We start from the raw sequence: 22,945 nt of genomic DNA, 5'->3' as shown, positions 1-22,945 counted from the left end.
CACCTACGCTATAGCGGGTCTATCCCGTCTCGGAATAAGGAAGTCTGTGCATGCGCGCTTTACGTCGGGTCGCGATCATCGGCGGCAATCGAATCCCGTTCGCCCGCTCCAACGGGCCCTACGCCACGGCCAGCAACCAGGCGATGCTGACTGCGGCAATCGAAGGGCTGGTGGAGCGTTTCGGCCTGCATGGCCTGCAACTGGGCGAAGTGGCGGCGGGCGCGGTGCTCAAGCACTCGCGCGACATGAACCTGACCCGCGAATGCGTGCTGGGCTCGCGGCTGTCGCCGCAGACCCCGGCCTATGACCTGCAGCAGGCCTGCGCCACGGGGCTGGAAACCGCGCTGATGGTGGCCAACAAGATCGCCCTGGGGCAGATCGACAGCGGCATTGCCGGCGGTGTGGACACCACCTCCGATGCGCCGATTGCGGTCAACGAGGGGCTGCGCAAGTTGCTGCTGCAGGCCAATCGGGCCAAGACCACGGGCGACAAGCTCAAGGTGTTCCTGCAACTGAGGCCCTGGCACCTCAAGCCCGAGCTGCCGCGCAATGGCGAGCCGCGTACCGGGCTGTCGATGGGCGAGCACTGCGAGCTGATGGCGCAGACCTGGCAGATAGGGCGTGCCGAGCAGGACGAGCTGGCCTTGCGCAGCCACCAGAACCTGGCCCGGGCGTTTGCCGAAGGCTGGCAGGACGACCTGCTCACGCCCTTTCTGGGCCTGACCCGCGATCACAACCTGCGCCCGGACCTGACCCTGGAGAAACTTGCCAGCCTCAAGCCGGTGTTCGAGCGCAGCGCCAAGGGCACGCTGACGGCGGGCAACTCCACGCCACTGACCGATGGCGCTTCGGTGGTACTGCTGGCCAGCGAAGAGTGGGCCCGCGAGCGCGGGCTGCCGATCAAGGCGTATTTTCTCGATGGTCAGAATGCTGCGGTGGATTTCGTCAAAGGCCAGGAGGGGCTGCTGATGGCGCCGGCCTATGCGGTACCTCGACTGCTGGAGCGCAACGGCCTGACCCTGCAGGACTTCGACTTCTACGAGATCCACGAAGCCTTCGCCGCCCAGGTGCTGTGCACGCTGAAGGCCTGGGAAGACGCCGACTACTGCCAGAGCCGGCTGGGCCTGAGCGAGCCGTTGGGTGCCATCGACCGCGACAGGCTCAACGTCAAGGGCAGTTCGCTGGCAGCAGGGCACCCGTTCGCCGCCACCGGCGGGCGCATTCTGGCCAACCTGGCCAAGCTGCTGGACGAGGCCGGCCAGGGCCGCGGGCTGATTTCGATCTGCGCCGCGGGCGGGCAGGGCGTGACCGCGATCATCGAGCGCTGACCAGCGGTGCCTCCTTGGCCAGGGGCGCCGGGCGGTTGGCGTAGTGTTCGGCCATGATCGAGCACACGATCAACTGCAGCGGGTGATAGATCATGATCGGCAGCAGAATCAGTCCCAGCCCGGGATGGGCGCCGAAGATCAATGCGGCCATCGGTGCGCCGGCGGCCAGGGATTTCTTGCTGGCGCAGAACACTGCGGCGATCTCGTCGGCCGGGCTGAACCTGAGCAGCCGCGCGCTGCGGGTGGTCAGCCACAGGATCAGCGCCAGCAGCAACGCGCTGCCCAGAACGGCGGTGAGCAGTACCGAGCCACCCTGCTGCTGCCACAGCCCCGAGATCATCGAGTTGCAGAACGCCGCGTACACCAGTAGCAGGATCACCACCTTGTCCATCACGTTGGTGTAGCGCTTGTGGCGGGCAAAGAAGCGGCCCAGCCACGGGCGCAGCAACTGCCCCAGCACCAGCGGCAGCAGGAGCATGGCGCACAGGTCGAGCAGGGTGGCGCCCAGGTCGATGCCATCGCTGCCGTTGCCCACCACCAGGCTCACCAGCCACGGGGTCAGGAAGATGCCCAGCACGCTGGAGAGGCTGGCGTTGAGGATCGCGGCGGGCACGTTGCCGCCGGCGCTGCCGGTCAGCGCCACCGACGAGGAGATGGTCGAGGGCAGGGCGCACAGGTACAGAAAGCCCAGCATCAGCAGCGCCGGCACATGGCTGCCCAGCACGCTGTTGCCCAGCCACCACAGCAGCGGGAACACCACGAAGGTGAAGCCCTGCACCATCAGGTGCAGGCGCCAGTTCTTCAGGCCATGGCGGATCTGTTCGCTGGACAGGTTGATGCCGTGCAGGAAGAACACCACGAACACGCCGATGTTGATCACGTATTCGGCGTGCATCGAGCCGCCGCTGGCACCGAAGTGCGGGAACAGCCAGGCGAGGAAGGTGGCGAGAAACATGCCGCACAGAAACCAGTCGGTTACCACGCGCTTGAGGTGAGCTTGCATAGGCGGGCCTGCGAATCATCTTGTAATAACGAAGCGGCAGGCTAACCTGTGGCCATTCTTCCGTCTCGCGACACAAGGCCAAGCGATGCCGAGTAACGGACAAAATCTGCTGCCACGCCCAATCCCACTGCTCGATGCCCTGCCGCGGCCACTGTATGCGCGTGCCGAAAGCCTGGGGGCCGGCTCGTGGACGCCGCGTCATCGACACGACTGGATACAGTTTTCCTATGCGATCAGCGGGGTGCTGGGGGTGTACACCGCCGAGGGCAGTTTTTTTGCACCGCCGCAGTGGGGCGTGTGGATACCGGCCGGGGTGGAGCATGAGGTGATTACCTCGACTCGTGCCGAAATGCGCAGCCTGTATGTGCGTCAGGCCGATGCGGCGTGGGCCGGGCCGCGCTGCCGGGTGCTGGAGGTGACGCCGCTGGCCCGTGAGCTGATCAAGCAGTTCTGCCTGTTCCCGGTGGATTACGCCGAAGGCGAGAGCCCCGAGGCCCATCTGGTGCAGGTGCTGCTGGAGCAGTTGCAGGGGCTGCCGGAGGTGGGTTTTTCGTTGCCGCTGCCGCAGCACCCGCGCCTGCTCGAGGTGTGCAATGCATTGCTGGCGCACCCGGAGCGGGACGCCGGCCTGGCCTATTGGGCCGAGCGCCTGGGGCGTTCGCAGAAGACCCTGATGCGTTTGTTTCAGCGCGAGACGGGGCTGAGCTTTCGCGGCTGGCGCCAGCGCATGCGCCTGCTGTCGTCGCTGCAGGCGCTGGAGCAGGGGCAGAGTGTGACCCAGGCGGCGCTGGGTTGCGGCTATGAGTCGACGTCGGCGTTCATCGTGGCGTTCAAGGGCTTGTTCGGGGCAACGCCGGGGGAACTGTTCAGGCAGTGAGTGTCTGCCATGTCCGGGAAGCCAGGGGGCACTCGGTGCAGGCGGGATTAAATTATTTGGACATTATCGGGTCCACTTCCTTTGAGGGCCTTGTTGTATCGTGAGCGCGCATCTGGCTCATGGCTGTGAGACGATGGCCGGCAACCCGTGATACCCGTGTGTTTGGCAAAACAGGACCCAGAACAAAAGCCGATGAAGACTCCAAAACGCATAGAACCACTGATAGAAGACGGGCTGGTCGATGAAGTCATCCGACCCCTGATGAGTGGCAAGGAAGCCGCGGTGTACGTGGTGCGGTGCGGTACCGAGCTGCGCTGCGCCAAGGTCTACAAAGAGGCCAACAAGCGCAGCTTCCGTCAGGCCGCCGAATACCAGGAGGGCCGCAAGGTGCGCAACAGCCGCCAGGCGCGGGCCATGGCCAAGGGCTCCAAGTATGGGCGCAAGGAGGCCGAGGAGGCCTGGCAGAATGCCGAGGTGGCAGCCCTGTTTCGCCTGGCCAGTGCCGGCGTGCGGGTACCCAAGCCGTTCGACTTTCTCGATGGCGTGCTGTTGATGGAGCTGGTGTCCGATGCCCATGGCGATGCGGCGCCACGCCTGAACGACGTGCACCTGGAGGCCGATCAGGCCCGCGAGTACCACGACTTCGTGATCCGCCAGATCGTGCTGATGCTGTGCACCGGCCTGGTGCATGGCGACCTGTCGGAATTCAACGTGCTGCTCGGCCCTGACGGCCCGGTGATCATCGACCTGCCCCAGGCGGTGGATGCGGCCGGCAACAACCATGCGTTCAGCATGCTCGAGCGCGACGTGGGGAACATGGCCGGGTACTTCGGCCAGTTTGCCCCGGAGCTCAAGGCCACCCGCTACGCCAAGGAAATGTGGGCGTTGTACGAGGCCGGCGAGCTGACTCCGGAAAGCCCGCTGAGCGGGCAGTTCGCGGAGGACGAGCACAGCGCCGATGTCGACGGGGTGATGCGCGAGATCGAAGCGGCGCGCCTGGACGAGGCGCGCCGGCAGGCTGCACGCGCCGAGGCGGAGAACGGCCCGGCCAAGGCCGAGGAACCGCCACCGCCATGGATGCAGTAATGCGCTAGTGACAGCAGCTGCCGGCTGCCAGGTCCTTGAGGATCGGGCAGTCGGGGCGATCGTCCCCCTGGCAGTGGGCGACCAGCTCGCTCAGCGTATCGCGCAGGCTCACCAGCTCGTCGATGCGCCGGTTCAGGTCGGCTATATGCTCGTTGGCCAGGGCTTTCACGTCGGCGCTGGCGCGCTGGCGGTCCTGCCACAAGGTCAGCAGTTTGGCCACTTCCTCCAATGAAAACCCCAGGTCTCGCGAGCGCTTGATGAATGCCAGCGCGTGCAGGTCGTCCTGCTGGTAGAGGCGGTAGCCACTGTCGCTGCGCGAGGCCGGCTTGAGCAGGCCGATGGACTCGTAGTAGCGGATCATCTTGGCGCTCAGGCCGGTACGTTTGGCGGCTTGTCCGATGTTCATGGGGCATCGTCCTGTGGCGGCGTTTGCGGTTTCCAGGTTTTGAGCAGCAAGGCGTTGCTGACCACGCTGACGCTCGACAGGGCCATGGCCGCACCGGCCAGCACCGGGTTGAGCAGGCCGAAGGCCGCCAGCGGAATACCGATCAGGTTATAGATGAAGGCCCAGAACAGGTTCTGGCGGATCTTGGCGTAGGTCTTGCGGCTGATCTCCAGGGCGGCCGGTACCAGGCGCGGGTCGCCGCGCATCAGGGTGATGCCGGCGGCCTGCATGGCCACGTCGGTGCCGCCACCCATGGCGATGCCGATGTCGGCGGCGGCCAGGGCCGGCGCGTCGTTGATACCGTCACCCACCATCGCTACCACACCCGATTTCTTCAGTTCGAGAACAGTGGCGGCCTTGTCGGCCGGCAGCACCTCGGCGTACACGTCATTGATGCCAAGGGCCTGGGCCACCACCTTGGCGCTACCGCGGTTGTCGCCGGTCAGCAGGTGGCTGCTGATGCCCTGTTGGCTCAGCTGGCGTACGGCGGCGTCTGCGCCAGGCTTGAGGCTGTCGCCGAAGGCGAACAGGCCCAGCACCCGTGGTTGCGCACCGCGCTCGATCAGCCACGACAAGGTGCGCCCCTCGGCCTCCCAGGCCTGGGCGCTGGTGGCGAGTTCACCCGGTTGCAGGCCGCTTTCTTCCAGCAGGCGACGGTTGCCCAGGGCCAGGTCGCGGCCATTGAGGTGGCCGGCGATGCCGCGGCCGGTCAGCGATTGGCTGTCGTCGATGTCGGGTACGGTCAGGCCCTGCTCCTGGCAGGCATCCAGTACCGCCTTGGCCAGCGGGTGTTCGCTGCCGCGTTGCAGGGCGCCGGCCAGTTGCAGCAGTTCGCCTGCCTCGATGCCCTGGGCCTTGCTGTGAACGATGCGCGGGCTGCCGGAAGTGAGGGTGCCGGTCTTGTCGAACACCACGCGGTTGACTGCATGGGCACGCTCCAGCGCTTCGGCGTCCTTGATCAGGATGCCGTGGCGCGCGGCCACGCCGGTACCGGCCATGATCGCGGTGGGTGTGGCCAGGCCCAGGGCACAGGGGCAGGCGATGACCAGCACGGCCACGGCATTGATCAGCGCGGTTTCGATTGGCGCGCCGGCCAGCCACCAGCCGACCAGGGTTGCCAGGGCCAGCACCAGCACGGCTGGCACGAACACCTGGCTGACCCGGTCGACCAGTTTCTGGATGGGGGCCTTGGCGGCCTGGGCGTCTTCGACCAGGCGGATGATGCGCGCCAGCACGGTTTCAGTACCCAGGGCCAGCACACTTACCAGCAGGCGGCCTTCGCCGTTGATGGCGCCGCCGGTCACGCGGTCGCCCGGCTGCTTGGGCACGGGCAGGCTTTCGCCGCTGATCAGGGCTTCGTCGGCATGGCTCTGGCCCTCGATCACCTCACCGTCCACCGGGAAGCGTTCGCCGGGCAGCACGCGTACCAGGTCATGCAGGCGCAGGGCGCTGATGGGTACGTCCCGCTCCTGGCCGTCGATCACCTGCAGGGCGCGCTCAGGGCGCAGGGCTTCGAGGGCGCGGATGGCACTGGCGGTCTGGCGCTTGGCGCGGCTTTCCAGGTACTTGCCCAGCAGCACCAGGGCGATGACCACCGCCGAGGCTTCGAAATACAGGTGCGGCATGCTGCCTGCGGTGGCCCGCGCCCATTCGTACAGGCTCAGGCCGTAACCGGCGCTGGTGCCCAGGGCTACCAGCAGGTCCATGTTGCCGGCCCCGGCGCGTACCGCCTTCCAGGCCGCGACATAGAAGCGTGCGCCCAGGATGAACTGCACGGGGGTGGCCAGTACGAACTGTGCCCAGGCCGGCAGCATCCAGTGGATGCCGAAGGGCTGCAGCAGCATCGGCAGCACCAGCGGCAGGGCCAGCAGTATGGCCAGGCCGACCGACCAGCGCTCCTTGCGCAGGCGTCGCTCGGCGTCGGCCTGGTCGGCCTTGCCCGCTTGCGGCAGGCTGGCCGTGTAACCTGCCTGGGTCACCGCGTCGATCAGCAGCGCGCTGTCGACCTGCCCCAGCAGCTCGATGTGCGCGCGCTCGTTGGCCAGGTTGACGCTGACCCGCTGTACGCCGGGCACCTTGTTCAAGGCCCGCTCCACGCGCCCGGCACAGCTGGCGCAGGTCATGCCGCCAATCTGCAGTTCGAGGCTCTGGGCGGGCACGCTGTAACCGGCCTGGCTGACGGCGTCGACCAGTGCCGGCAGGGCGTCGGCAGGGGCTTGCACCCGGGCGTGTTCGGTAGCGAGGTTGACGCTGACGTGTTCGGCGCCGGCGACTTTGCGCAGGGCGCGCTCGACACGACCGGCGCAGCTGGCGCAGGTCATGCCTTGAATCGGCAGATCGAAGGTGGTTGATGCGGACATGGGGCTCTCCTCCTTGGACAGGCGCCAAGCATCAACCTTACCCCATTGGCAAGGTCAATAGCCCAGAGCGGCCTTCTTCAGGCTGAGGCCATTGTTGTCCATGACGATGCGGTACTTGTTGACCTGGCCCGCCAGTACGTTGATTCGCGTGCTGCGCTGGTTCTCGATGCCGTTGTTGCAGCCCGGTGCCTGCCCGGGAAGCAGGCGCAGGCGCACGTTCACCGGGCCGCCCGGCAGGTTGAACGAGGTGGAGTGTTCCTGGAACAGTCGCGCCGACAGCTGGTCGTTGAGATAGATGCCGATCTCGCAGGACGTGGCGACCTCCAGACGCTCGCGGGAAATGATCAACACGCTGTAGTCCGACGGCCCTTCGGCGCTGGCCAGGGGCACGATGCTGCACAACCCGAGCAAACCGATAAGGCCCAATGCTGCCCTGCCCATGAATGAATCTCCTGCTGATCGTTCGACAAGGGCGCAGCTTGGCCGAGCTTGGCGCGGATTTCCAGTTCGGCATGCACTTGACCTTGTCCCGATGGCAAGCTTGAGACTGCGCTCAAATCCCAAGGAGGTAGTTCCCATGCAAGTATTCACTGTTCAAGGCATGACCTGTGGCCACTGTGTGAAGGCCGTGACCCGTGCGGTACAGAGCCAGGATGCACAGGCCATCGTTGAGGTGGACCTGGCCAGCAAGCAGGTGCGCGTCGACAGTTCGCTGCAGGCGCCGCAGATCGTGCAGGCGATTGTCGATGAGGGTTACAAGGCCGAGCTTGTGGCCTGAACAAGCCGGTAGCCGCTTCGCCTGTAGGAGCCAGCCTTGCTGGCGAACCGGCGCGAAGCGGCTACCGACCCTGCATGGGCGGTGTGTCTGCTGCACTGTGCATTCCGGTGTGCGAGCGCTGCGCGCTCGATCGCCGGCAAGGCCGGCTCCAACAAGGGGCACACGTGCCAGCGAATTCGGCAAAAGATTCGCGGCTTATCCATGGCAGCCCGGTTAGACTAAGGCACTTGCTTAGCCTGCTATGGATTCCCGATGAACCTGCGCACCATCCTGATTCTCGGCGCACTCAGTGCGTTCGGGCCGTTGGCGATCGATTTCTACTTGCCCGGCTTCCCGGCAATGGCCCTGGCCTTTGCGACCGACGAAAAACACATCCAGACCACCCTGGCGGCCTATTTCCTGGGCCTGTCGCTGGGGCAGCTGGCCTATGGCCCGGTGGCCGACCGCTTCGGTCGACGCATTCCGCTGCTGGTCGGGGTGACCCTGTTTACCCTGGCGTCGCTGGCCTGTGCCTTTGCACCGAGCCTGGACGCCCTGATCGCCGCGCGTTTTGTACAGGCCCTGGGTGGTTGCGCAGGCATGGTGCTGTCGCGGGCCATCGTCAGCGACAAGTGTGATGCAGTGGCTTCGGCCAAGGTGTTCTCGCAACTGATGCTGGTGATGGGCCTGGCGCCGATCCTTGCCCCGATGCTGGGCGGGGTGCTGGTCAACCTGTATGGCTGGCAGTCGATCTTCCTCGTGCTCACCCTGTTCAGCGCCGGCTGTACGCTGGCCGTTGCCCTGGGCCTGCCGGAGAGCCTGCCTTCCAACCAACCACGCCAGCCGCTGTCGGGGGCGTTGCGCCAATACGGGCGCCTGCTCAAGGACCGCGTGTTCATGGGGCATGCACTGACCGGCGGCATCGCGATTGCCGGCATGTTCGCCTATATCGCCGGGTCGCCCTTCGTGTTCATCAAGCTTTATGGCGTACCGGCCGAACATTACGGCTGGCTGTTCGGCAGCAATGCGGCGGGCTTCATCCTGGTGGCGCAGGTGAATGCGCGATTGCTGGCCAAGCGTGGGCCTGCCTTTTTGCTGGCCCGCACGGTGTGGGTATACCTGGCGGCCGGGCTGGTGCTGCTGGGAATCAGCGCGCTGCATACGCAGGCGCTGTGGCCGTTGCTGGTGCCGCTGTTCGTGTGCATTGCCAGCCTTGGCTGCATCATCCCCAACGCCTCGGCCTGCGCCATGAGCGGGCAGGGTGCCCGCGCCGGCAGTGCATCGGCGTTGCTGGGGTGCGTGCAGTTCAGCGTGGCGGCGGGTGCGGCTGCCCTGGTGGGAGTGCTGCATGACGGCAGCGCGCTGCCGATGGCGCTGGTCATCAGCCTGTGCGGTACGGCGGCAGTGGGCGTGGCTATGTTGACCCGACGCCTGCAGCTCAGCCGACCTGCTTGAGCGGGTGCGGGGCCCGCAAGCGTTGTTGCAGGGTGTCGACAAAGGCGCGAGCCTCGGCCTCACTGCGAAAGCTGACCACATGCTGGTCGAGCTGAACCTGCCACGGGCACCCGGGTTTGCGGGCTGATGCACTGACGATAATCTTCATCGCTGCCTACCTGTGTGGTTGGGTAAATGCAGCAGCATTGTAGCGCCGCGACCGGGCCCCGGCATGACCGGCGTCAGTGTACTGACTGACGGTCATGCCGGGGCCCGGAGGGGCTCAGAACCCTTCCAGCACGATCTTGCCCTTGGCTGCACCGCTTTCGAGCAGCGCATGGGCCCGGCGCAGGTTGGCTGCATTGATCGGGCCGAAATGCTCGCCCAGGGTGGTCTTGAGGGTGCCTGCGTCGATCAGCTCGGCCACGCGGTTGAGCAGCGTGTGCTGCGCCTGCATGTCGGCGGTTTCGAACAGCGAGCGGGTGTACATGAATTCCCAGTGCAGCGACAGGCTCTTGCGCTTGAGCTTGGTCACGTCCAACTGCTTGGGGTCGTCGATCAGCGCCAGCTTGCCCTGCGGGGCGAGTGCCTCGACCAGCTGGTCCAGGTGCTGGTCGGTCTGCGTCAGGCTGGCAACGTGGGTAACGCTATCGATACCCTGCGCCTTCAGGCCCTGGGCCAGGGGCTGACGGTGATCGACTACCACATCGGCGCCCAGCTCCCTTACCCAGGCCTGGGTTTCGGGGCGTGAAGCGCTGGCGATGACCTTGAGCCCGGTCAGTTGGCTGGCCAGTTGAGTCAGGATCGAGCCGACGCCGCCGGCGCCACCGACGATCAGCAGGCTCTGGCCCAGGTCGGCCTTGCCTTCGGCGATCTGCAGGCGTTCGAACAGCAGCTCCCAGGCGGTAATGGCGGTCAGCGGCAATGCGGCGGCTTCGGCGAAACCCAGGGTTCGGGGCATGTGCCCGACGATGCGCTCGTCGACCACGTGCAGCTCGCTGTTGCCCCCGGCGCGGGCGATGGAGCCTGCGTAGTAGACCTTGTCGCCAGGCTGGAACAGGCTGACCTCGCTGCCCACCGCCTTGACCACACCGGCAACGTCCCACCCCAGCACCTTGGCCACGCCGGCCTCGGGTTGCACGTTCTGGCGCACCTTGGTGTCGACCGGGTTGACCGAGATGGCGTGCACCTGCACCAGCAGGTCGCGCGGGCCAGGCTGCGGGGCGGGCAGCTCGATGTCCTGCAGCGCGGCGGGGTCGGCGATCGGCAACGATTGATAGTAGGCAATGGCTTTCATGAAGAGGTCCTTGAGGGGGGAGTGCCGCCATCATCAGTGCTTTCACTTGGGGTTAAAACCCGATAAAACGGCAGATACTTTCAATTTGTTTTTGATAATGAGGCCGACAAGTGCTGCGTACCGATGATCTGCAACTGTTCGTGCGCGCCGCGGAACTGGGCAGCCTGTCGGCCGCTGCGCGCCAGCTCGACCTTTCGCCGGCAGTGGCGAGCGCAGCGCTCAAGCGCCTTGAGGCGCAATTGAAGGTGCGGCTGCTGGCCCGTTCGACGCGCAGTCTGCGCCTGACCGCTGAAGGCGAGGGGTTCCTCAACCACGCCCGGGTAGCCTTGGCCAGCCTTGAGGAGGGGCGGCGGGCGTTGGCTCAGGGCCAGGCCGAGGTGAGCGGCGTGCTGCAGTTGTCGGCACCGTCGGATTTCGGACGCAATGTGCTGTTGCCCTGGCTGGACCAGTTGCAGCAGGCGCACCCGTTGCTGAACGTGCGCCTGCTGCTGGGCGATCGCAATGCCGACCTGTTTCGCCAGCCGGTGGATGTGGCGCTGCGCTACGGCACCCCCGAAGACTCGAGCCTGGTGGCGCTGCCCCTGTGCCCCGACAACCGCCGGGTGCTGTGCGCCGCACCTGATTATCTGGCGCGCCATGGCCAACCGGCGACGGTTGCACAGCTGGCCGAGCACAACTGCCTGCTGTACCAGTTGGGTGGCCGTGTGCATGACCAGTGGCGCTTCAGTGACGGGGCCGCGACACAGACGGTGCTGGTGCGTGGCGACCGCTTTTGCGACGACGCCGACGTGGTACGGCGCTGGGCCGTGGCAGGTGTGGGCATTGCCTACAAGTCCTGGCTGGATGTGGCAGCCGATGTGAAGGCCGGGCGCCTCGAAGTGCTGCTGCCCGGGGTGCGGGGTGAAGCTGCGCCGCTGAATCTGCTGTGCACCCACCGGGCGCAGCTTGGCAAGCCGGTGCAGTTGCTGCGCGACGAACTCAAGGCCAGATGCCGGCACCTGCTGGAGCCGCTGCTGGCGATGACCGGCTAGGCAGGGCCGCCTGTCGGGCGCTGGATCAGGGTCATACATTTCATTTTAGGTTGAATGACTTGTTTACCTTGGATGTAGGGTGTTGCGCGCTCATCGGCCCTTGAGCGCAACCCTCGCTCTGCAGGGAAAGCCGCCCCCATGCGGCTGTGGTGCCAGGGGCGGAAGGCCCGTCACCCGAAAGTGACCTTTGCAGAAGGCCACATGGTTGCCCAAAACGGGCAATTTTGCCGGAGATAGAGGCCGTTTAAGTGCTTACAGGCCGGCATATACTTGCCCCCGCAGTCGTTACCAGCAAGAGACGTTTCCATTGCAGGGGCGGGCAAGTTACGTCTTCGGAATCCGCAGGGAGTGCAGATATGAAACCTGTAGCAAGTATCAGTGTGATCGCCAGCCTGCTGGCTGACCCCAAGCGCAGCGCCATGCTGTGGGCCTTGATCGACGGTCTGGCCCGCCCCTCCGACGAGTTGGCCAGGATGACCGGCCTGACACCTTCTTCCACCTGCGCTCACCTTGGGCGCCTGCTGGCAGGGGGGCTGCTGAAGATAGAGGCGCGCGGGCGCAAACGGTATTTTCGGCTGGCAGCCCCGGAGGTGGGCGCCGCTGTGGAGGCGCTGGCCAGTGTGCCGGTGCGCGAGCATTTTCGTCAGGGCGTGCGTGTCAGCCGGGAGGCGCCGGGGATCCCGCTGGCGATGCGCCGCGCACGCTTGTGCCGTGACCACCTGGGCGGTGAGCTGGCGGCCGACCTTTACCAGCGCTTGCAGGAAGCCAAGTGGCTGGAGCTTTGCGACCGCCAGTTGGAGGTCAGCTCGCTGGGGCGCCTGCACTTTGCCGACTTTGGCATCTTCGTCGAGGCATTGGCACTGCGCGAGGGCAGAGCCTGCAGCGCGTGCAGTTGCTGCAGCGAGTGGAGCGAGCAGCGCCCGCACCTGGGCGGGGCCCTGGGCAGCAGCCTGCTCAGGCTTTTCGTGCAGTCGGGCTGGGTGCGCATGAACGGTGACTCGCGCGCCTTGCACGTCACCCCCGCCGGGTTGCGTGAAATCCCGCTGATTGCACAGTCGCCCATGCCGTTGGCGGTGGGGGAGTAGCCGCAGGTGGCGGGCAAGGCCGACCCACCGGTGATGGGTCGACCTGCCCGCGCAGAGGTCAGGGCTTGAGCAGGCGCGCATCCAGGCTGTTCTGCGCCAGACGCCTGGCCTGGTCCTGGGTCATGCCGAGGTGGGTATGCAGGGCATGGAAGTTCTCGGTCACGTAGCCACCGAAATAGGCTGGGTCGTCCGAGTTCACCGTGACCTTCACGCCACGTTCGAGCATCTCGAGGATGTTGTGTTCGCGCATGTGGTCGAACACGCACAGCTTGGTGTTGGACAGAGGGCAGACGGTCAGCGGGATCTGTTCGTCGATGATGCGCTGCATCAGGCGCTCGTCCTCGATGGCGCGCACGCCGTGGTCGATACGCTGGATCTTGAGCAGGTCCAGGGCTTCCCAGATGTACTCGGGCGGGCCTTCCTCGCCGGCGTGCGCGACCGTCAGGAAGCCTTCGCTACGGGCGCGGTCGAACACGCGCTGGAACTTGCTGGGCGGGTAGCCTTGCTCCGAGCTGTCCAGCCCCACGGCGATGAAGGCATCGCGAAAGGGCAGGGCCTGATCGAGGGTGGCGTGGGCCTCGTCTTCGCTCAGGTGGCGCAGGAAGCTCAGGATCAGGCCACTGCTGATGCCCAGCTTGCGCTGGCCATCCTTGAGGGCTGCGCTGATGCCGGCCAGTACCACCTCGAATGGGATGCCCCGGTCGGTATGGGTCTGGGGGTCGAAGAACGGTTCGGTGTGGATCACGTTCTGTGCCTTGCAGCGCAGCAGGTAGGCCCAGGTAAGATCGTAGAAGTCCTGCTCGGTGCGCAGCACGTCGGCGCCCTGGTAGTACAGGTCGAGGAACTCCTGCAGGTTGTTGAACGCATAGGCCGCGCGCAGGGCCTCCACATCGTTCCAGGGCAGGGCGATGCCATTGCGTTCGGCCAGAGCGAACAGCAGTTCGGGCTCGAGCGATCCCTCTAGGTGCAGGTGCAATTCTGCCTTGGGCAGCGCGTTAAGCCAGTCGTACATAGCGTGTTCTCATCAAGGAGCGGTTGCGCGCCATTCTACAGCGGTTGACGAGGGGCGGCGCGAAACCTGGCCGGATGGTCCGGCAGCAGGAAACCTTCCACAGCAGCTACAGTCTCTAGCCACACCCCTTCTGTTCAAGGCCGCCGATGCTCAAGCTACTGACCCAGGAAAAGCTCTTGCTGCTGGCCGTGGTGACCGCCCTGTTGGCCTGGCCATTGGAGCCGTTGTTGCTGGGGCACGGCCATGGCGTGGCGTTGTTGGCCGGGTTCGCGCTGGTGGGGGCGATCGTGTGCGCCTCGATGCGGGTTGCACAGCATGCCGAGCTGCTGGCGGAAAAGGTCGGCGACCCCTACGGCACCATGATCCTGACCCTCTCGGCGGTCTTGGTGGAGGTGGTGATCCTGGCCATCATGATGAGCAATGAGGCCTCGCCGACGCTGGTGCGCGACACCATCTACTCGGCGGTGATGCTCGATATCAACGGGATCCTGGGCCTGGCCGCGTTGATGGGCGGGCTCAAGCACGGCGAGCAGAGCTACAACGACGATTCGGCACGCACCTACAGCGTGATGATCATGACCGCGATGGGCGTGTCGATGGTGGTGCCCGAGTTCATTCCCGAAGCCCAGTGGCATCTGTATTCGGCCTTCACCATCGGCGCGATGGTGGTGCTGTATACGCTGTTTCTGCGCATGCAGGTGGGGCCGCACAGCTACTTTTTCAGCTACAGCTACCCGCAGAAGAAACGCCGCGACCCGGTGGCAGGTACGCCGGGCGGCCACAAGGCGCGATCGATCGCGATTCTGATTTCGGGGGTGGTGGTGATCGGCCTGCTGGCCGAAGTCATGTCCAAGACCCTGGACTATGGCCTGGAGGGCAGCGGAGCACCGCCGGTACTGACGGCAATCGTGGTGGCGGCCATCTCTGCCGCGCCGGAGATTCTCACCGCATTGCGCGCGGCGCTGGCCAACCGCATGCAATCGGTGGTCAACATCGCCCTGGGGGCCTCGCTGTCGACGGTGATCCTCACCGTGCCGCTGATGGAGGCCATGGCCCTGTACACCGGTCAGCCGTTCCAGATGGCCATGACCCCGGTGCAGACGGTGATGATCTTCATCACGCTGATCGTCAGCGCCATCAACCTGAACGATGGCGAAACCAACGCGATCGAGGGTATGACCCACTTCGTGCTGTTCGCCACGTTCATCATGCTGGCGCTGCTGGGCCTGTAGCTGCCTAGCCGGCGATCAGTTGCGCGGCGGCCTGGCGGTGATCGGCGATCAGGCCCTTCACGTCCAGCCCTTCGATCTGGCCATCGATCACTCGCCACCGGCCGCCGACCATCACCCGGTCGGCTCGGTCGGCACCGCACAGCAGCAGAGCGGAGAGCGGATCATGGCTGCCGGAAAAACGCAGTTCATCCAGCTTGAACAGGGCCAGATCGGCCTGCTTGCCCACGGCCAGCTCGTCGATGTCGTCGCGCCCCAGCAGTTGCGCCGAACCTCGTGTGGCCCAGCCCAGCACGCGCTCGGGGGTAATGGCCTCGGCACCGTAGCGCAGGCGCTGCAGGTACAGGGCCTGGCGGGTTTCGAGGATCATGTTGGACGCATCGTTGGAGGCCGAGCCATCCACACCCAGGCCCACTGGCGCACCCGCGTCGGTCAGTTCCACGGTGGGGCAGATGCCCGATGCCAGGCGCATGTTGGAGCTGGGGCAATGGCAGATGCCGGTGCCGGCGGCGCCCAGGCGGGCAATCTCGTCGGGGTTGAAGTGGATGCCGTGGGCCAGCCAGGTGCGCGGGCCGAGCCAGCCGACACTGTCCAGATAGTCGACGGTACGCAGGCCAAAGCGCTGCAGGCAGAAGTCTTCCTCGTCGAGGGTTTCGGCCAGGTGCGTGTGCAGGCGCACGTCCAGCTCTTGGGCCAGGGTCGCGCTGGCGCGCATGATTTCGGGCGTGACCGAGAACGGTGAGCAGGGGGCCAGGGCGATCTGGATCTGCGCGCCCGCGTCACGCTCGTGGTAACTGTGGATAAGTCGTTGGCTGTCGGCCAGGATCACCTCGCCCTGCTGCACCGTCTGCTGCGGTGGCAGGCCACCATCGGCTTCACCCAGGCTCATGGAACCGCGGGTGAGCATGGCGCGCATGCCGAGTTTGCGCACACTCTCCACTTGTACGTCGATGGCGTTTTCCAGGCCGTCGGGGAACAGGTAGTGGTGGTCGGCAGCGGTGGTGCAGCCCGACAGCAGCAGTTCGGCCAGGGCTACCTGGGTCGCCAGCTCCAGCTTGGCCGGGGTGAGCCGGGCCCACACCGGGTACAGCGTCTTGAGCCAGGGGAACAGCGGCTGGTTGACCACCGGAGCCCAGGCACGGGTAAGGGTCTGGTAGAAGTGGTGGTGGGTGTTGATCAGGCCTGGCAGTACCACGTGCTCACGGGCATCGAAGGTCTGCTGGCAAGGTGTGGCGGGGGTTTGGCCGAGGCCGAGGACTTCGCGGATGATGCCGCCTTCGAGCACCAGGCCGCCACGGGCGTCGAGGGTGTTGGCGGTAAAGATGGCAAGCGGGTTTTTCAACCAGATACGGGTCGCAGGCATGGTGCCGGCTCCTCTGAAAGTGGGTTCAGGTTAGCCAGCTCAGTGTTGCCCTGTCTGCTGATCCAGGTCCGCCGCGGTGGGCGAAGGGCCGAGTCTACACCCACCGCGCGTCAGATCACCAGATCAGTTTTTCGCCCTTGTAGTTGATGAAATGCAGGCCACCCTTGCCGCTGTTGAGGGTGACCTGTTCAACCATCCCGCCCGTGCTGGTAGGCACGTCGATTTCAGCGCCTTCGCCGCCCATGTCGGTCTGGACCCAGCCCGGGTGCATGGCCAGCACGGTCAGGCCGGTGTCGCCCAGCTGCACGACGAAGCTGTTGATCATGGAATTGAGCGCCGCCTTGCTGGCCTTGTACAGGGCCAGGTCGGGCGCGTCGGGGATGCTCACGCTGCCCAGCACCGAGCTCATGAAGGCGATCACCCCACCCTTGTCGTTGAGCTGCGGGCTCAAGCGCTGCGCCACGCGAATCGGCGCGACGCTGTTGGTCATGAACAGTTCGCCGATATCCGCCAGTTGTACCCGCTCCGGGTTCTGGTCATCAGGGCCCTTGACCCCCGCATTGACGAACAGCAGGTCGAAGGTCTGACCCTTGAGGCGCGCCTGCAGTGCATCGAGCTGATCGGTGCTGTTCATTTCCAGGGTCTCGACCTGTACGCCGGGCACCGCGGCCAGCGCAGGGGCCCTGGCAGGGTCCCGAACGGTGGCGGTCACGTTCCAGCCCTGCTCGCGCAGGCGCTGCACAAGGCCAAGGCCCAGGCCACGGGATGCGCCAATGATCAGTGCGGTTTTGGGGGCGGTCATGGGATAACTCCGTACAGGTGGGCAGAGGATACGCAGCGTAGCATGGCCTGGAGGCTGCTCATAAAATGATCAATCGACGCTGAGCATTGGCCGGCAGGCCTTTGGCGCAGGCGCTCACGGTTTATCCACAGCTTGCTCCACAGTATTTGTGTGCAAGCGCCAGGCACGGTTTTGTGGCCATGGAGCCGGCCCTAAAGGACACCTGGCTGGGGATAAGTCACTGATTCGACGCCGCTTGATGGCCTGTCATCAAATCTTGATCAAAATATGATCGTTTCTCTGCGAGCCTTGATCCAGAAGGGCTGCAGCCGAGTGCTAAGAGGTTATCCACAGCCGGGCCCACAGTGGATGTGGGCAAGTGTCAGCGCCGTTCGAGCAGAATGCGCCCGCGGCTCAGGTCGGCCAGTTGTCGTTGCACCGGTTCGATCTGCTCCTCGCCAAGCGCCAGCAACAGGTCGACACCGTTGGCGGTGAACTGCTCGTCCATCACCAGGCCGTCGGCTTCGGCGACGCGTAGCTTGAGCAGGGCCAGTTCGCTGAATGCGCAACTGCAGTGCAGCTCGACACGGCTTACCAGCAGGCGCTTTTCGGCCTGTTGCAGGCACTTGTTGGCGCCACCGCCATAGGCCCGGGCCAGGCCACCGGTGCCCAGCTGAATGCCGCCGTACCAGCGAATCACCAGCACCACTACCTGGTCGCAGTCCTGCGCCTCGATGGCCGCCAGGATCGGGCGCCCGGCCGTACCGCCGGGTTCGCCGTCGTCGCTGCTGCGGTACTGCGCCCCCAGTTTCCAGGCCCAGCAGTTGTGGGTGGCGGCCAGGTCGCTGTGCCGTTCGATGAAGGCCTGGGCCTCGGCCGGGCTGCTGATGGGGCCGGCCAGGGTGATGAAGCGGCTCTTGCGGATCTCTTCGCGAAACTCGCAAGTGTCCAACAGGGTAAAAGGCATAAGCAGGGTTCAGTTCGGTGGGGTCAGGCCACAGCCTTTGAGGATGATGTGGATAAGGTTGTTGCTGGCGTCTTCCATGTCCTGCTTGGTCAGGCGGCTGCGGCCGGTTACCTGGCAGATCTGTGTGGAAAAGTCGGCATAGTGCTGGGTGCTGCCCCAGAGCAGGAAGATCAGGTGTACCGGGTCGAGGCGGTCCATCTTGCCGGCATTCATCCAGCTTTCGAACACGGCGGCCCGGCCCTTGAACCAGTCGCGGTAGTCCTGGCTGAAGTAGTCGGTCAGGCACTGGCCGCCGCTGATGATCTCCATGGCGAAGATCCGCGAGGCCTGCGGGTTGCGCCGCGAGAATTCCATCTTGGCGCGAATGTAGCGGCTCAGCGCCTCGGCCGGGTCGTCGTCGGCACTCAGGGTGTTGAAGGTGCTGTCCCACAACTCGATGATGTTGCTCAGCACCGCCACGTACAGGCCCAGCTTGTTGGTGAAGTAATAGTGCAGGTTGGCCTTGGGCAGCCCGGCGTTCAGCGCGATGGTGTTCATGCTGGTGCCCTTGAAGCCGTGACGGGCGAACTCGTCTTCGGCAGCCTGGATGATGGCCTGCTCGTTCTTCTGGCGGATACGGCCGGCAGGCCTGGCAGCCTGGAGGCGGTGTGCGGGGACTTCGAAGGTCATGGGCGATTCCGGACAGAGCGGGGTAGTGTGGCACATGCACTGATAACCCAGCCGTGGCAGGCGGGCAAGCGCTCATCGGCGAAAAAGCCGATAAACCGCATCAGCGGGTGGCCGCCAGGCTGTCCAGGAAGCTCTCGAGCACCAGGTGCGGGCGCCGTCCCTTGCGGGTAACCCAGCACAGGCTCAGGTCATAGAAGCGTTCGTCGGGTTTGAGGGCGCGCAGGCGCCCCTGCTGTACCCAGGCGTTGGCGTAGTGGTCGGGCAGGTAGCCGATGTAGCGCCCGGTAAGAATCAGGAACGCCATGCCTTCGCGGTCCGAGGCGCTGGCGGTGCAGTGCAGGTCCTGATACTGGGCCTGGATCTCGGCCGGGAGGCGGAAGGTGGGGGCGATCGCGTCCTGGCTGTTGAGGCGGTCGTCGTCCAGCTGGCGGTCATCGGCATAGAACAGCGGGTGCCCGACCGCGCAATAGAGCAGTGAGCGCTCACTGTACAGTGGCTGGTACTCGAGCCCCGACAGCGGGCTGGTCTGGGGGACCACGCCGACGTGCAGGCTGCCGTCGAGCACGCCCTGTTCGACCTGGCTGGGAGCGATCATGCGGATCTGGATGCGTACCTCCGGCCCCCGGTCCTTGAGCTGCGCCAGGGCATGGGTGATGCGCATGTGCGGCAGGGTCACCAGGTTGTCGGTGAGGCCGATGTTCAGCTCGCCGCGCAAGTGCTGGTGCAGGCCGTTGACTTCGGTGCGAAAGCTTTCCAGCGCGCCGAGCAGTTGCAGTGCGCTCTGGTACACCTCGCGGCCCTCTTCGGTCAGCGAGAACCCGGCACGGCCACGCTGACACAGGCGCAGGCCCAGGCGTTGCTCCAGGTCGCTCATCTGCTGGCTGATGGCCGAGCGGCCGATGCCCAGCACGTTCTCGGCTGCGGAGAAGCCGCCGCATTCCACCACGCTGCGGTAGATTTTCAACAGGCGGATGTCGAAATCACTGACCTGCGCAAGCGGCTCCGGGCGACGGCTCATAGTTTAGTGTCCAGCTAACTGAAGATTAGAAAAGTAGGCTTTTTCAGACTTTATCCCCGTGACAACTTAGCTGCAACAACGTTTGCCTCCCTCATGTTGCTCATTGCCTTGCGAGGTTTGTCCCATGAATCTGCCTGAAAACGCTCCCCTCGGCCTTGCCAGCCAGCTCAAGCTGGATGCGCACTGGATGCCCTATACCGCCAACCGCAACTTTCAGCGCGACCCGCGCCTGATCGTCGCCGCTGAAGGCAGCTACCTGACGGATGACAAGGGGCGCAAGATCTATGATGCGCTGTCGGGGCTGTGGACCTGCGGCGCCGGGCATACCCGCAAGCAGATTCAGGAAGCGGTGTCGCGTCAGCTGGGTGTGCTGGATTATTCGCCGGCCTTCCAGTTCGGCCACCCGCTGTCGTTCCAGCTGGCCGAGAAGATCACCGACCTGACCCCGGGCAACCTGAACCACGTCTTCTATACCAACTCCGGTTCCGAATGCGCCGATACCGCGCTGAAGATGGTGCGTGCCTACTGGCGCCTCAAAGGCCAGGCGACCAAGACCAAGCTGATCGGCCGTGCCCGTGGCTACCACGGCGTGAACATCGCCGGCACCAGCCTGGGCGGCGTCAACGGCAACCGCAAGATGTTCGGCCAGTTGCTGGATGTGGACCATATCCCGCACACCCTGCTGCCGGGCAACGCATTCAGCAAGGGGATGCCGGAGGAGGGCGGTATCGCCCTGGCCGACGAGATGCTCAAGCTGATCGAGCTGCACGATGCGTCGAACATCGCGGCACTGATCGTCGAGCCGCTGGCCGGCTCCGCCGGTGTACTGCCACCGCCCAAGGGCTACCTCAAGCGCCTGCGCGAGATCTGCGACCAGCACAACATTCTGCTGATCTTCGACGAAGTGATCACCGGTTTTGGCCGTATGGGTGCCATGTTCGGTGCCGACGCCTTTGGTGTGACGCCCGACCTGATGTGTATCGCCAAGCAGGTTACCAACGGCGCCATCCCGATGGGCGCGGTGATCGCCAGTAGCGAGATCTACCAGACCTTCATGAACCAGCCGACCCCGGAATACGCGGTCGAATTCCCGCACGGCTACACCTACTCCGCGCACCCGGTTGCCTGCGCTGCCGGCCTGGCTGCACTCGACCTGCTGGAGAAGGAGAACCTGGTGCAGTCGGCTGCCGACCTGGCACCGCATTTCAAACGTGTGCTGCACGGAGTCAAGGGCGCGAAGAACATCGTCGACATTCGCAACTACGGCCTGGCCGGTGCCATCCAGATTGCCGCGCGGGACGGGGATGCCATCGTGCGTCCGTTCGAGATCGCCATGAAGCTGTGGAACGCCGGCTTCTATGTTCGCTACGGCGGCGACACCCTGCAGTTCGGCCCGACTTTCAACACCACCCCGCAAGAACTGGATCGCCTGTTCGATGCGGTGGGCGAAGCGATCAACCAGGTCGGCTGATCCTTCTCTTTATATAAGCAGGCGCGCGGTGCCGCGCCTGAACCCCCTTTCTGGAGTTCTGCATGAGCATTGTTCAGCATCTGATCCACGGTGAAATGGTTTCCAGCGGTGAGCGCACCGCCGATGTGTTCAACCCGTCCACCGGCCAGGCGGTACGCAAGGTGGCGCTGGCCAGCCGGGAAACCGTGCAGCAGGCCATCGATTCGGCCAAGTCGGCATTCCCGGCCTGGCGCAATACCCCGCCGGCCAAGCGGGCCCAGGTGATGTTTCGCTTCAAGCAACTGCTTGAGCAGAACGAGTCGCGCATTGCGCAGATGATCAGCGAAGAGCATGGCAAGACCCTCGAGGATGCGGCGGGTGAACTCAAGCGCGGTATCGAGAACGTCGAGTTCGCCTGCGCTGCCCCCGAAGTGCTCAAAGGCGAATACAGCCGCAACGTGGGCCCGAACATCGATGCATGGTCCGACTTCCAGCCGCTGGGCATCGTTGCGGGGATCACCCCGTTCAACTTCCCGGCCATGGTGCCGCTGTGGATGTACCCGCTGGCGATTGCCTGTGGCAACTGCTTCATTCTCAAACCGTCCGAGCGCGATCCGAGCTCGTCGCTGTTCATTGCCCAGCTGTTGCTGGAAGCCGGCTTGCCCAAGGGCGTGCTGAACGTGGTGCATGGCGACAAGGTGGCGGTGGACGCGCTGATCGAAGCCCCAGAGGTCAAGGCGCTGAGCTTTGTGGGCTCCACGCCGATTGCCGAGTACATCTATGCCGAGGGCACTCGTCGTGGCAAGCGTGTGCAGGCGCTGGGTGGTGCGAAGAACCACGCGGTGCTGATGCCCGATGCCGACCTGGACAACGCGGTCAGCGCACTGATGGGCGCGGCGTACGGTTCGTGCGGTGAACGCTGCATGGCAATCTCGGTAGCGGTGTGCGTGGGTGACCAGGTGGCCGATGCACTGGTGGCCAAGCTGGTGCCGCAGATCAAGGCGCTGAAGATCGGTGCCGGTACCAGTTGCGGTCTGGACATGGGGCCGTTGGTGACTGCGGCTGCGCGCGACAAGGTGGTTGGCTATATCGATGACGGCCTGGCCGCCGGTGCCGAATTGGTGGTGGACGGCCGCGGCTACAGTGTTGCGGGGCATGAGCAAGGTTACTTCGTGGGCGGTACGCTGTTCGATCGGGTCAGCCCCGAGATGCGTATCTATAAGGAAGAGATCTTCGGCCCGGTGCTGTGTGTGGTACGGGTGAATAGCCTCGAGCAGGCCATGCAGTTGATCAACGATCATGAATACGGCAACGGTACCTGCATCTTCACCCGTGATGGGGAAGCGGCGCGTCTGTTCTGCGACGAGATCGAAGTGGGCATGGTGGGGGTCAACGTTCCGTTGCCGGTGCCGGTGGCCTATCACAGCTTCGGTGGCTGGAAGCGCTCGCTGTTTGGCGACCTGCATGCCTACGGCCCGGATGGCGTGCGCTTCTATACCCGGCGCAAGGCGATCACCCAGCGTTGGCCGCAGCGCGCCAGCCATGAAGCATCGCAGTTCGCATTCCCAAGCCTTTGAGGGCGGGCTGAAAGGAGGGAGGCCGCAAGGCCTCCCTCTTTTGTTTTTCAGCGTTTTTGACCGATGTGACAGATTTATTGCGAATAGCGCTTGACGGGTTTCCAGAAGTCTTTATACTTCGCCCCACTTCCAGCGTAGCAGGAACGAAAAACTCCTTGAATATCAATGAGTTGGAT

22 protein-coding genes are annotated in these 22,945 nt (G+C 64.9%); 10 read left to right on the top strand and 12 right to left on the bottom strand.

Annotated features, from left to right (window positions below; genetic code table 11):
- The first annotated feature begins 50 nt into the window (after positions 1–50).
- Complete coding sequence (locus DN388_RS24165) at positions 51–1,328, top strand: acetyl-CoA C-acetyltransferase (RefSeq protein WP_043860950.1); 1,278 nt, start codon at positions 51–53, stop codon at positions 1,326–1,328.
- Here the strand turns inward: DN388_RS24165 and DN388_RS24160 are convergent.
- A complete protein-coding gene (locus DN388_RS24160; RefSeq protein ID WP_043860951.1) occupies positions 1,315–2,331 on the bottom strand; it encodes a bile acid:sodium symporter family protein in 1,017 nt (338 codons plus the stop codon). The two genes, DN388_RS24165 and DN388_RS24160, sit on opposite strands and share 14 nt — an antisense overlap.
- An 85-nt stretch (positions 2,332–2,416) precedes the next feature.
- Between DN388_RS24160 and DN388_RS24155 the strand changes: the two genes are divergently transcribed.
- Both DN388_RS24155 and DN388_RS24150 read left to right on the top strand, forming a co-directional pair.
- Positions 2,417–3,208: a helix-turn-helix domain-containing protein gene (locus DN388_RS24155; protein WP_054916636.1), complete on the top strand. Its 792-nt coding sequence runs from the start codon at positions 2,417–2,419 to the stop codon at positions 3,206–3,208.
- A gap of 192 nt (positions 3,209–3,400) precedes the next feature.
- Positions 3,401–4,294: a PA4780 family RIO1-like protein kinase gene (locus DN388_RS24150; protein WP_043860953.1), complete on the top strand. Its 894-nt coding sequence runs from the start codon at positions 3,401–3,403 to the stop codon at positions 4,292–4,294.
- A 4-nt stretch (positions 4,295–4,298) separates the two neighbouring features.
- Here DN388_RS24150 and cueR read toward each other — a convergent pair whose 3' ends face one another.
- Genes cueR through DN388_RS24135 form a run of 3 tightly spaced genes read right to left on the bottom strand, consistent with a single transcriptional unit; the run spans position 4,299 to position 7,540 of the window.
- Positions 4,299–4,700 carry a Cu(I)-responsive transcriptional regulator gene (gene cueR / locus DN388_RS24145; protein WP_043860954.1) on the bottom strand — a complete coding sequence of 134 codons (402 nt, stop codon included), beginning with the start codon at positions 4,698–4,700 and terminating at the stop codon, positions 4,299–4,301.
- On the bottom strand, positions 4,697–7,099 hold the full coding sequence (locus tag DN388_RS24140) for a heavy metal translocating P-type ATPase (RefSeq protein WP_058540777.1): 2,403 nt from the start codon (positions 7,097–7,099) through the stop codon (positions 4,697–4,699). Before DN388_RS24140 ends, cueR begins: the two co-directional genes overlap by 4 nt.
- A gap of 54 nt (positions 7,100–7,153) precedes the next feature.
- The gene (locus DN388_RS24135) at positions 7,154–7,540 is read right to left on the bottom strand and encodes a hypothetical protein (RefSeq protein ID WP_054916634.1); all 387 of its coding nucleotides are present in this window, start codon (positions 7,538–7,540) and stop codon (positions 7,154–7,156) included.
- A gap of 136 nt (positions 7,541–7,676) precedes the next feature.
- On the opposite strand from DN388_RS24135, the gene DN388_RS24130 reads away from it, so the two are divergent.
- Both DN388_RS24130 and DN388_RS24125 read left to right on the top strand, forming a co-directional pair.
- A complete protein-coding gene (locus DN388_RS24130) occupies positions 7,677–7,877 on the top strand; it encodes a heavy-metal-associated domain-containing protein (protein ID WP_043860957.1) in 201 nt (66 codons plus the stop codon).
- 252 nt (positions 7,878–8,129) lie between these two features.
- A complete protein-coding gene (locus DN388_RS24125; RefSeq protein ID WP_255002522.1) occupies positions 8,130–9,311 on the top strand; it encodes a multidrug effflux MFS transporter in 1,182 nt (393 codons plus the stop codon).
- On the opposite strand, the gene DN388_RS24120 is transcribed toward DN388_RS24125, so the two are convergent.
- Together DN388_RS24120 and DN388_RS24115 are read right to left on the bottom strand one after the other, a co-directional pair.
- On the bottom strand, positions 9,295–9,459 hold the full coding sequence (locus DN388_RS24120; protein WP_116052671.1) for a sensor domain-containing protein: 165 nt from the start codon (positions 9,457–9,459) through the stop codon (positions 9,295–9,297). The two genes, DN388_RS24125 and DN388_RS24120, sit on opposite strands and share 17 nt — an antisense overlap.
- A gap of 114 nt (positions 9,460–9,573) precedes the next feature.
- A complete protein-coding gene (locus DN388_RS24115) occupies positions 9,574–10,587 on the bottom strand; it encodes a zinc-binding alcohol dehydrogenase family protein (RefSeq protein WP_255002519.1) in 1,014 nt (337 codons plus the stop codon).
- Positions 10,588–10,697: 110 nt separating this feature from the next.
- Here DN388_RS24115 and DN388_RS24110 point away from each other — a divergent pair, with 110 nt between their 5' ends.
- Together DN388_RS24110 and DN388_RS24105 are read left to right on the top strand one after the other, a co-directional pair.
- On the top strand, positions 10,698–11,618 hold the full coding sequence (locus DN388_RS24110) for a LysR family transcriptional regulator (RefSeq protein ID WP_043860960.1): 921 nt from the start codon (positions 10,698–10,700) through the stop codon (positions 11,616–11,618).
- A gap of 356 nt (positions 11,619–11,974) precedes the next feature.
- Entirely contained in the window at positions 11,975–12,703 is a 729-nt protein-coding gene (locus DN388_RS24105; protein WP_043860961.1) for a helix-turn-helix transcriptional regulator, read from the top strand.
- A gap of 58 nt (positions 12,704–12,761) precedes the next feature.
- Here DN388_RS24105 and DN388_RS24100 read toward each other — a convergent pair whose 3' ends face one another.
- Positions 12,762–13,715, bottom strand: coding sequence for an adenosine deaminase (locus DN388_RS24100; RefSeq protein ID WP_255002514.1), 954 nt, complete (start codon positions 13,713–13,715; stop codon positions 12,762–12,764).
- Positions 13,716–13,861: 146 nt separating this feature from the next.
- On the opposite strand from DN388_RS24100, the gene DN388_RS24095 reads away from it, so the two are divergent.
- Positions 13,862–14,947, top strand: coding sequence for a calcium:proton antiporter (locus DN388_RS24095; protein ID WP_043860963.1), 1,086 nt, complete (start codon positions 13,862–13,864; stop codon positions 14,945–14,947).
- 4 nt (positions 14,948–14,951) lie between these two features.
- Here the strand turns inward: DN388_RS24095 and DN388_RS24090 are convergent, their stop codons facing one another.
- The 5 genes from DN388_RS24090 to DN388_RS24070 form a co-directional block, all read right to left on the bottom strand.
- Complete coding sequence (locus DN388_RS24090; RefSeq protein ID WP_255002508.1) at positions 14,952–16,307, bottom strand: 8-oxoguanine deaminase; 1,356 nt, start codon at positions 16,305–16,307, stop codon at positions 14,952–14,954.
- A gap of 115 nt (positions 16,308–16,422) precedes the next feature.
- Positions 16,423–17,109 carry an SDR family oxidoreductase gene (locus DN388_RS24085; protein ID WP_043860965.1) on the bottom strand — a complete coding sequence of 229 codons (687 nt, stop codon included), beginning with the start codon at positions 17,107–17,109 and terminating at the stop codon, positions 16,423–16,425.
- Between the two features lie 361 nt (positions 17,110–17,470).
- Positions 17,471–18,055, bottom strand: coding sequence for a YigZ family protein (locus DN388_RS24080; RefSeq protein ID WP_043860966.1), 585 nt, complete (start codon positions 18,053–18,055; stop codon positions 17,471–17,473).
- Between the two features lie 9 nt (positions 18,056–18,064).
- Positions 18,065–18,724 (bottom strand): TetR/AcrR family transcriptional regulator, encoded by a 660-nt coding sequence (locus DN388_RS24075; protein ID WP_043860967.1) that lies wholly within the window; start codon positions 18,722–18,724, stop codon positions 18,065–18,067.
- 100 nt (positions 18,725–18,824) lie between these two features.
- Positions 18,825–19,742: a LysR family transcriptional regulator gene (locus DN388_RS24070; RefSeq protein ID WP_043860968.1), complete on the bottom strand. Its 918-nt coding sequence runs from the start codon at positions 19,740–19,742 to the stop codon at positions 18,825–18,827.
- A 124-nt stretch (positions 19,743–19,866) separates the two neighbouring features.
- Here DN388_RS24070 and DN388_RS24065 point away from each other — a divergent pair, with 124 nt between their 5' ends.
- Both DN388_RS24065 and DN388_RS24060 read left to right on the top strand, forming a co-directional pair.
- A complete protein-coding gene (locus DN388_RS24065; RefSeq protein WP_255002503.1) occupies positions 19,867–21,213 on the top strand; it encodes an aspartate aminotransferase family protein in 1,347 nt (448 codons plus the stop codon).
- 62 nt (positions 21,214–21,275) lie between these two features.
- Positions 21,276–22,769, top strand: a complete 1,494-nt coding sequence (locus tag DN388_RS24060) for a CoA-acylating methylmalonate-semialdehyde dehydrogenase (RefSeq protein WP_043860970.1) — start codon at positions 21,276–21,278, stop codon at positions 22,767–22,769.
- Positions 22,770–22,945 lie beyond the last annotated feature (176 nt).

It is taken from the genome of Pseudomonas sp. S12(2018), assembly GCF_024355235.1.
Taxonomy (GTDB): Bacteria; Pseudomonadota; Gammaproteobacteria; order Pseudomonadales; family Pseudomonadaceae; genus Aquipseudomonas; species Aquipseudomonas palmensis.
The sequence above is the reverse complement of the archived record's forward strand: the minus strand, read 5'-3'. Positions and strand labels throughout refer to the sequence as shown.

Excerpts from the sequence above, each read along its gene's own strand:
- DN388_RS24165 (WP_043860950.1), top strand. The coding sequence starts at position 51 with ATGCGCGCTTTACGTCGGGTCGCGATCATCGGCGGCAATCGAATCCCG.
- DN388_RS24160 (WP_043860951.1), bottom strand. The coding sequence starts at position 2,331 with ATGCAAGCTCACCTCAAGCGCGTGGTAACCGACTGGTTTCTGTGCGGC.
- DN388_RS24155 (WP_054916636.1), top strand. The coding sequence starts at position 2,417 with ATGCCGAGTAACGGACAAAATCTGCTGCCACGCCCAATCCCACTGCTC.
- DN388_RS24150 (WP_043860953.1), top strand. The coding sequence starts at position 3,401 with ATGAAGACTCCAAAACGCATAGAACCACTGATAGAAGACGGGCTGGTC.
- cueR (WP_043860954.1), bottom strand. The coding sequence starts at position 4,700 with ATGAACATCGGACAAGCCGCCAAACGTACCGGCCTGAGCGCCAAGATG.
- DN388_RS24140 (WP_058540777.1), bottom strand. The coding sequence starts at position 7,099 with ATGTCCGCATCAACCACCTTCGATCTGCCGATTCAAGGCATGACCTGC.
- DN388_RS24135 (WP_054916634.1), bottom strand. The coding sequence starts at position 7,540 with ATGGGCAGGGCAGCATTGGGCCTTATCGGTTTGCTCGGGTTGTGCAGC.
- DN388_RS24130 (WP_043860957.1), top strand. The coding sequence starts at position 7,677 with ATGCAAGTATTCACTGTTCAAGGCATGACCTGTGGCCACTGTGTGAAG.
- DN388_RS24125 (WP_255002522.1), top strand. The coding sequence starts at position 8,130 with ATGAACCTGCGCACCATCCTGATTCTCGGCGCACTCAGTGCGTTCGGG.
- DN388_RS24120 (WP_116052671.1), bottom strand. The coding sequence starts at position 9,459 with ATGAAGATTATCGTCAGTGCATCAGCCCGCAAACCCGGGTGCCCGTGG.
- DN388_RS24115 (WP_255002519.1), bottom strand. The coding sequence starts at position 10,587 with ATGAAAGCCATTGCCTACTATCAATCGTTGCCGATCGCCGACCCCGCC.
- DN388_RS24105 (WP_043860961.1), top strand. The coding sequence starts at position 11,975 with ATGAAACCTGTAGCAAGTATCAGTGTGATCGCCAGCCTGCTGGCTGAC.
- DN388_RS24100 (WP_255002514.1), bottom strand. The coding sequence starts at position 13,715 with ATGTACGACTGGCTTAACGCGCTGCCCAAGGCAGAATTGCACCTGCAC.
- DN388_RS24095 (WP_043860963.1), top strand. The coding sequence starts at position 13,862 with ATGCTCAAGCTACTGACCCAGGAAAAGCTCTTGCTGCTGGCCGTGGTG.
- DN388_RS24090 (WP_255002508.1), bottom strand. The coding sequence starts at position 16,307 with ATGCCTGCGACCCGTATCTGGTTGAAAAACCCGCTTGCCATCTTTACC.
- DN388_RS24085 (WP_043860965.1), bottom strand. The coding sequence starts at position 17,109 with ATGACCGCCCCCAAAACCGCACTGATCATTGGCGCATCCCGTGGCCTG.
- DN388_RS24080 (WP_043860966.1), bottom strand. The coding sequence starts at position 18,055 with ATGCCTTTTACCCTGTTGGACACTTGCGAGTTTCGCGAAGAGATCCGC.
- DN388_RS24075 (WP_043860967.1), bottom strand. The coding sequence starts at position 18,724 with ATGACCTTCGAAGTCCCCGCACACCGCCTCCAGGCTGCCAGGCCTGCC.
- DN388_RS24070 (WP_043860968.1), bottom strand. The coding sequence starts at position 19,742 with ATGAGCCGTCGCCCGGAGCCGCTTGCGCAGGTCAGTGATTTCGACATC.
- DN388_RS24065 (WP_255002503.1), top strand. The coding sequence starts at position 19,867 with ATGAATCTGCCTGAAAACGCTCCCCTCGGCCTTGCCAGCCAGCTCAAG.
- DN388_RS24060 (WP_043860970.1), top strand. The coding sequence starts at position 21,276 with ATGAGCATTGTTCAGCATCTGATCCACGGTGAAATGGTTTCCAGCGGT.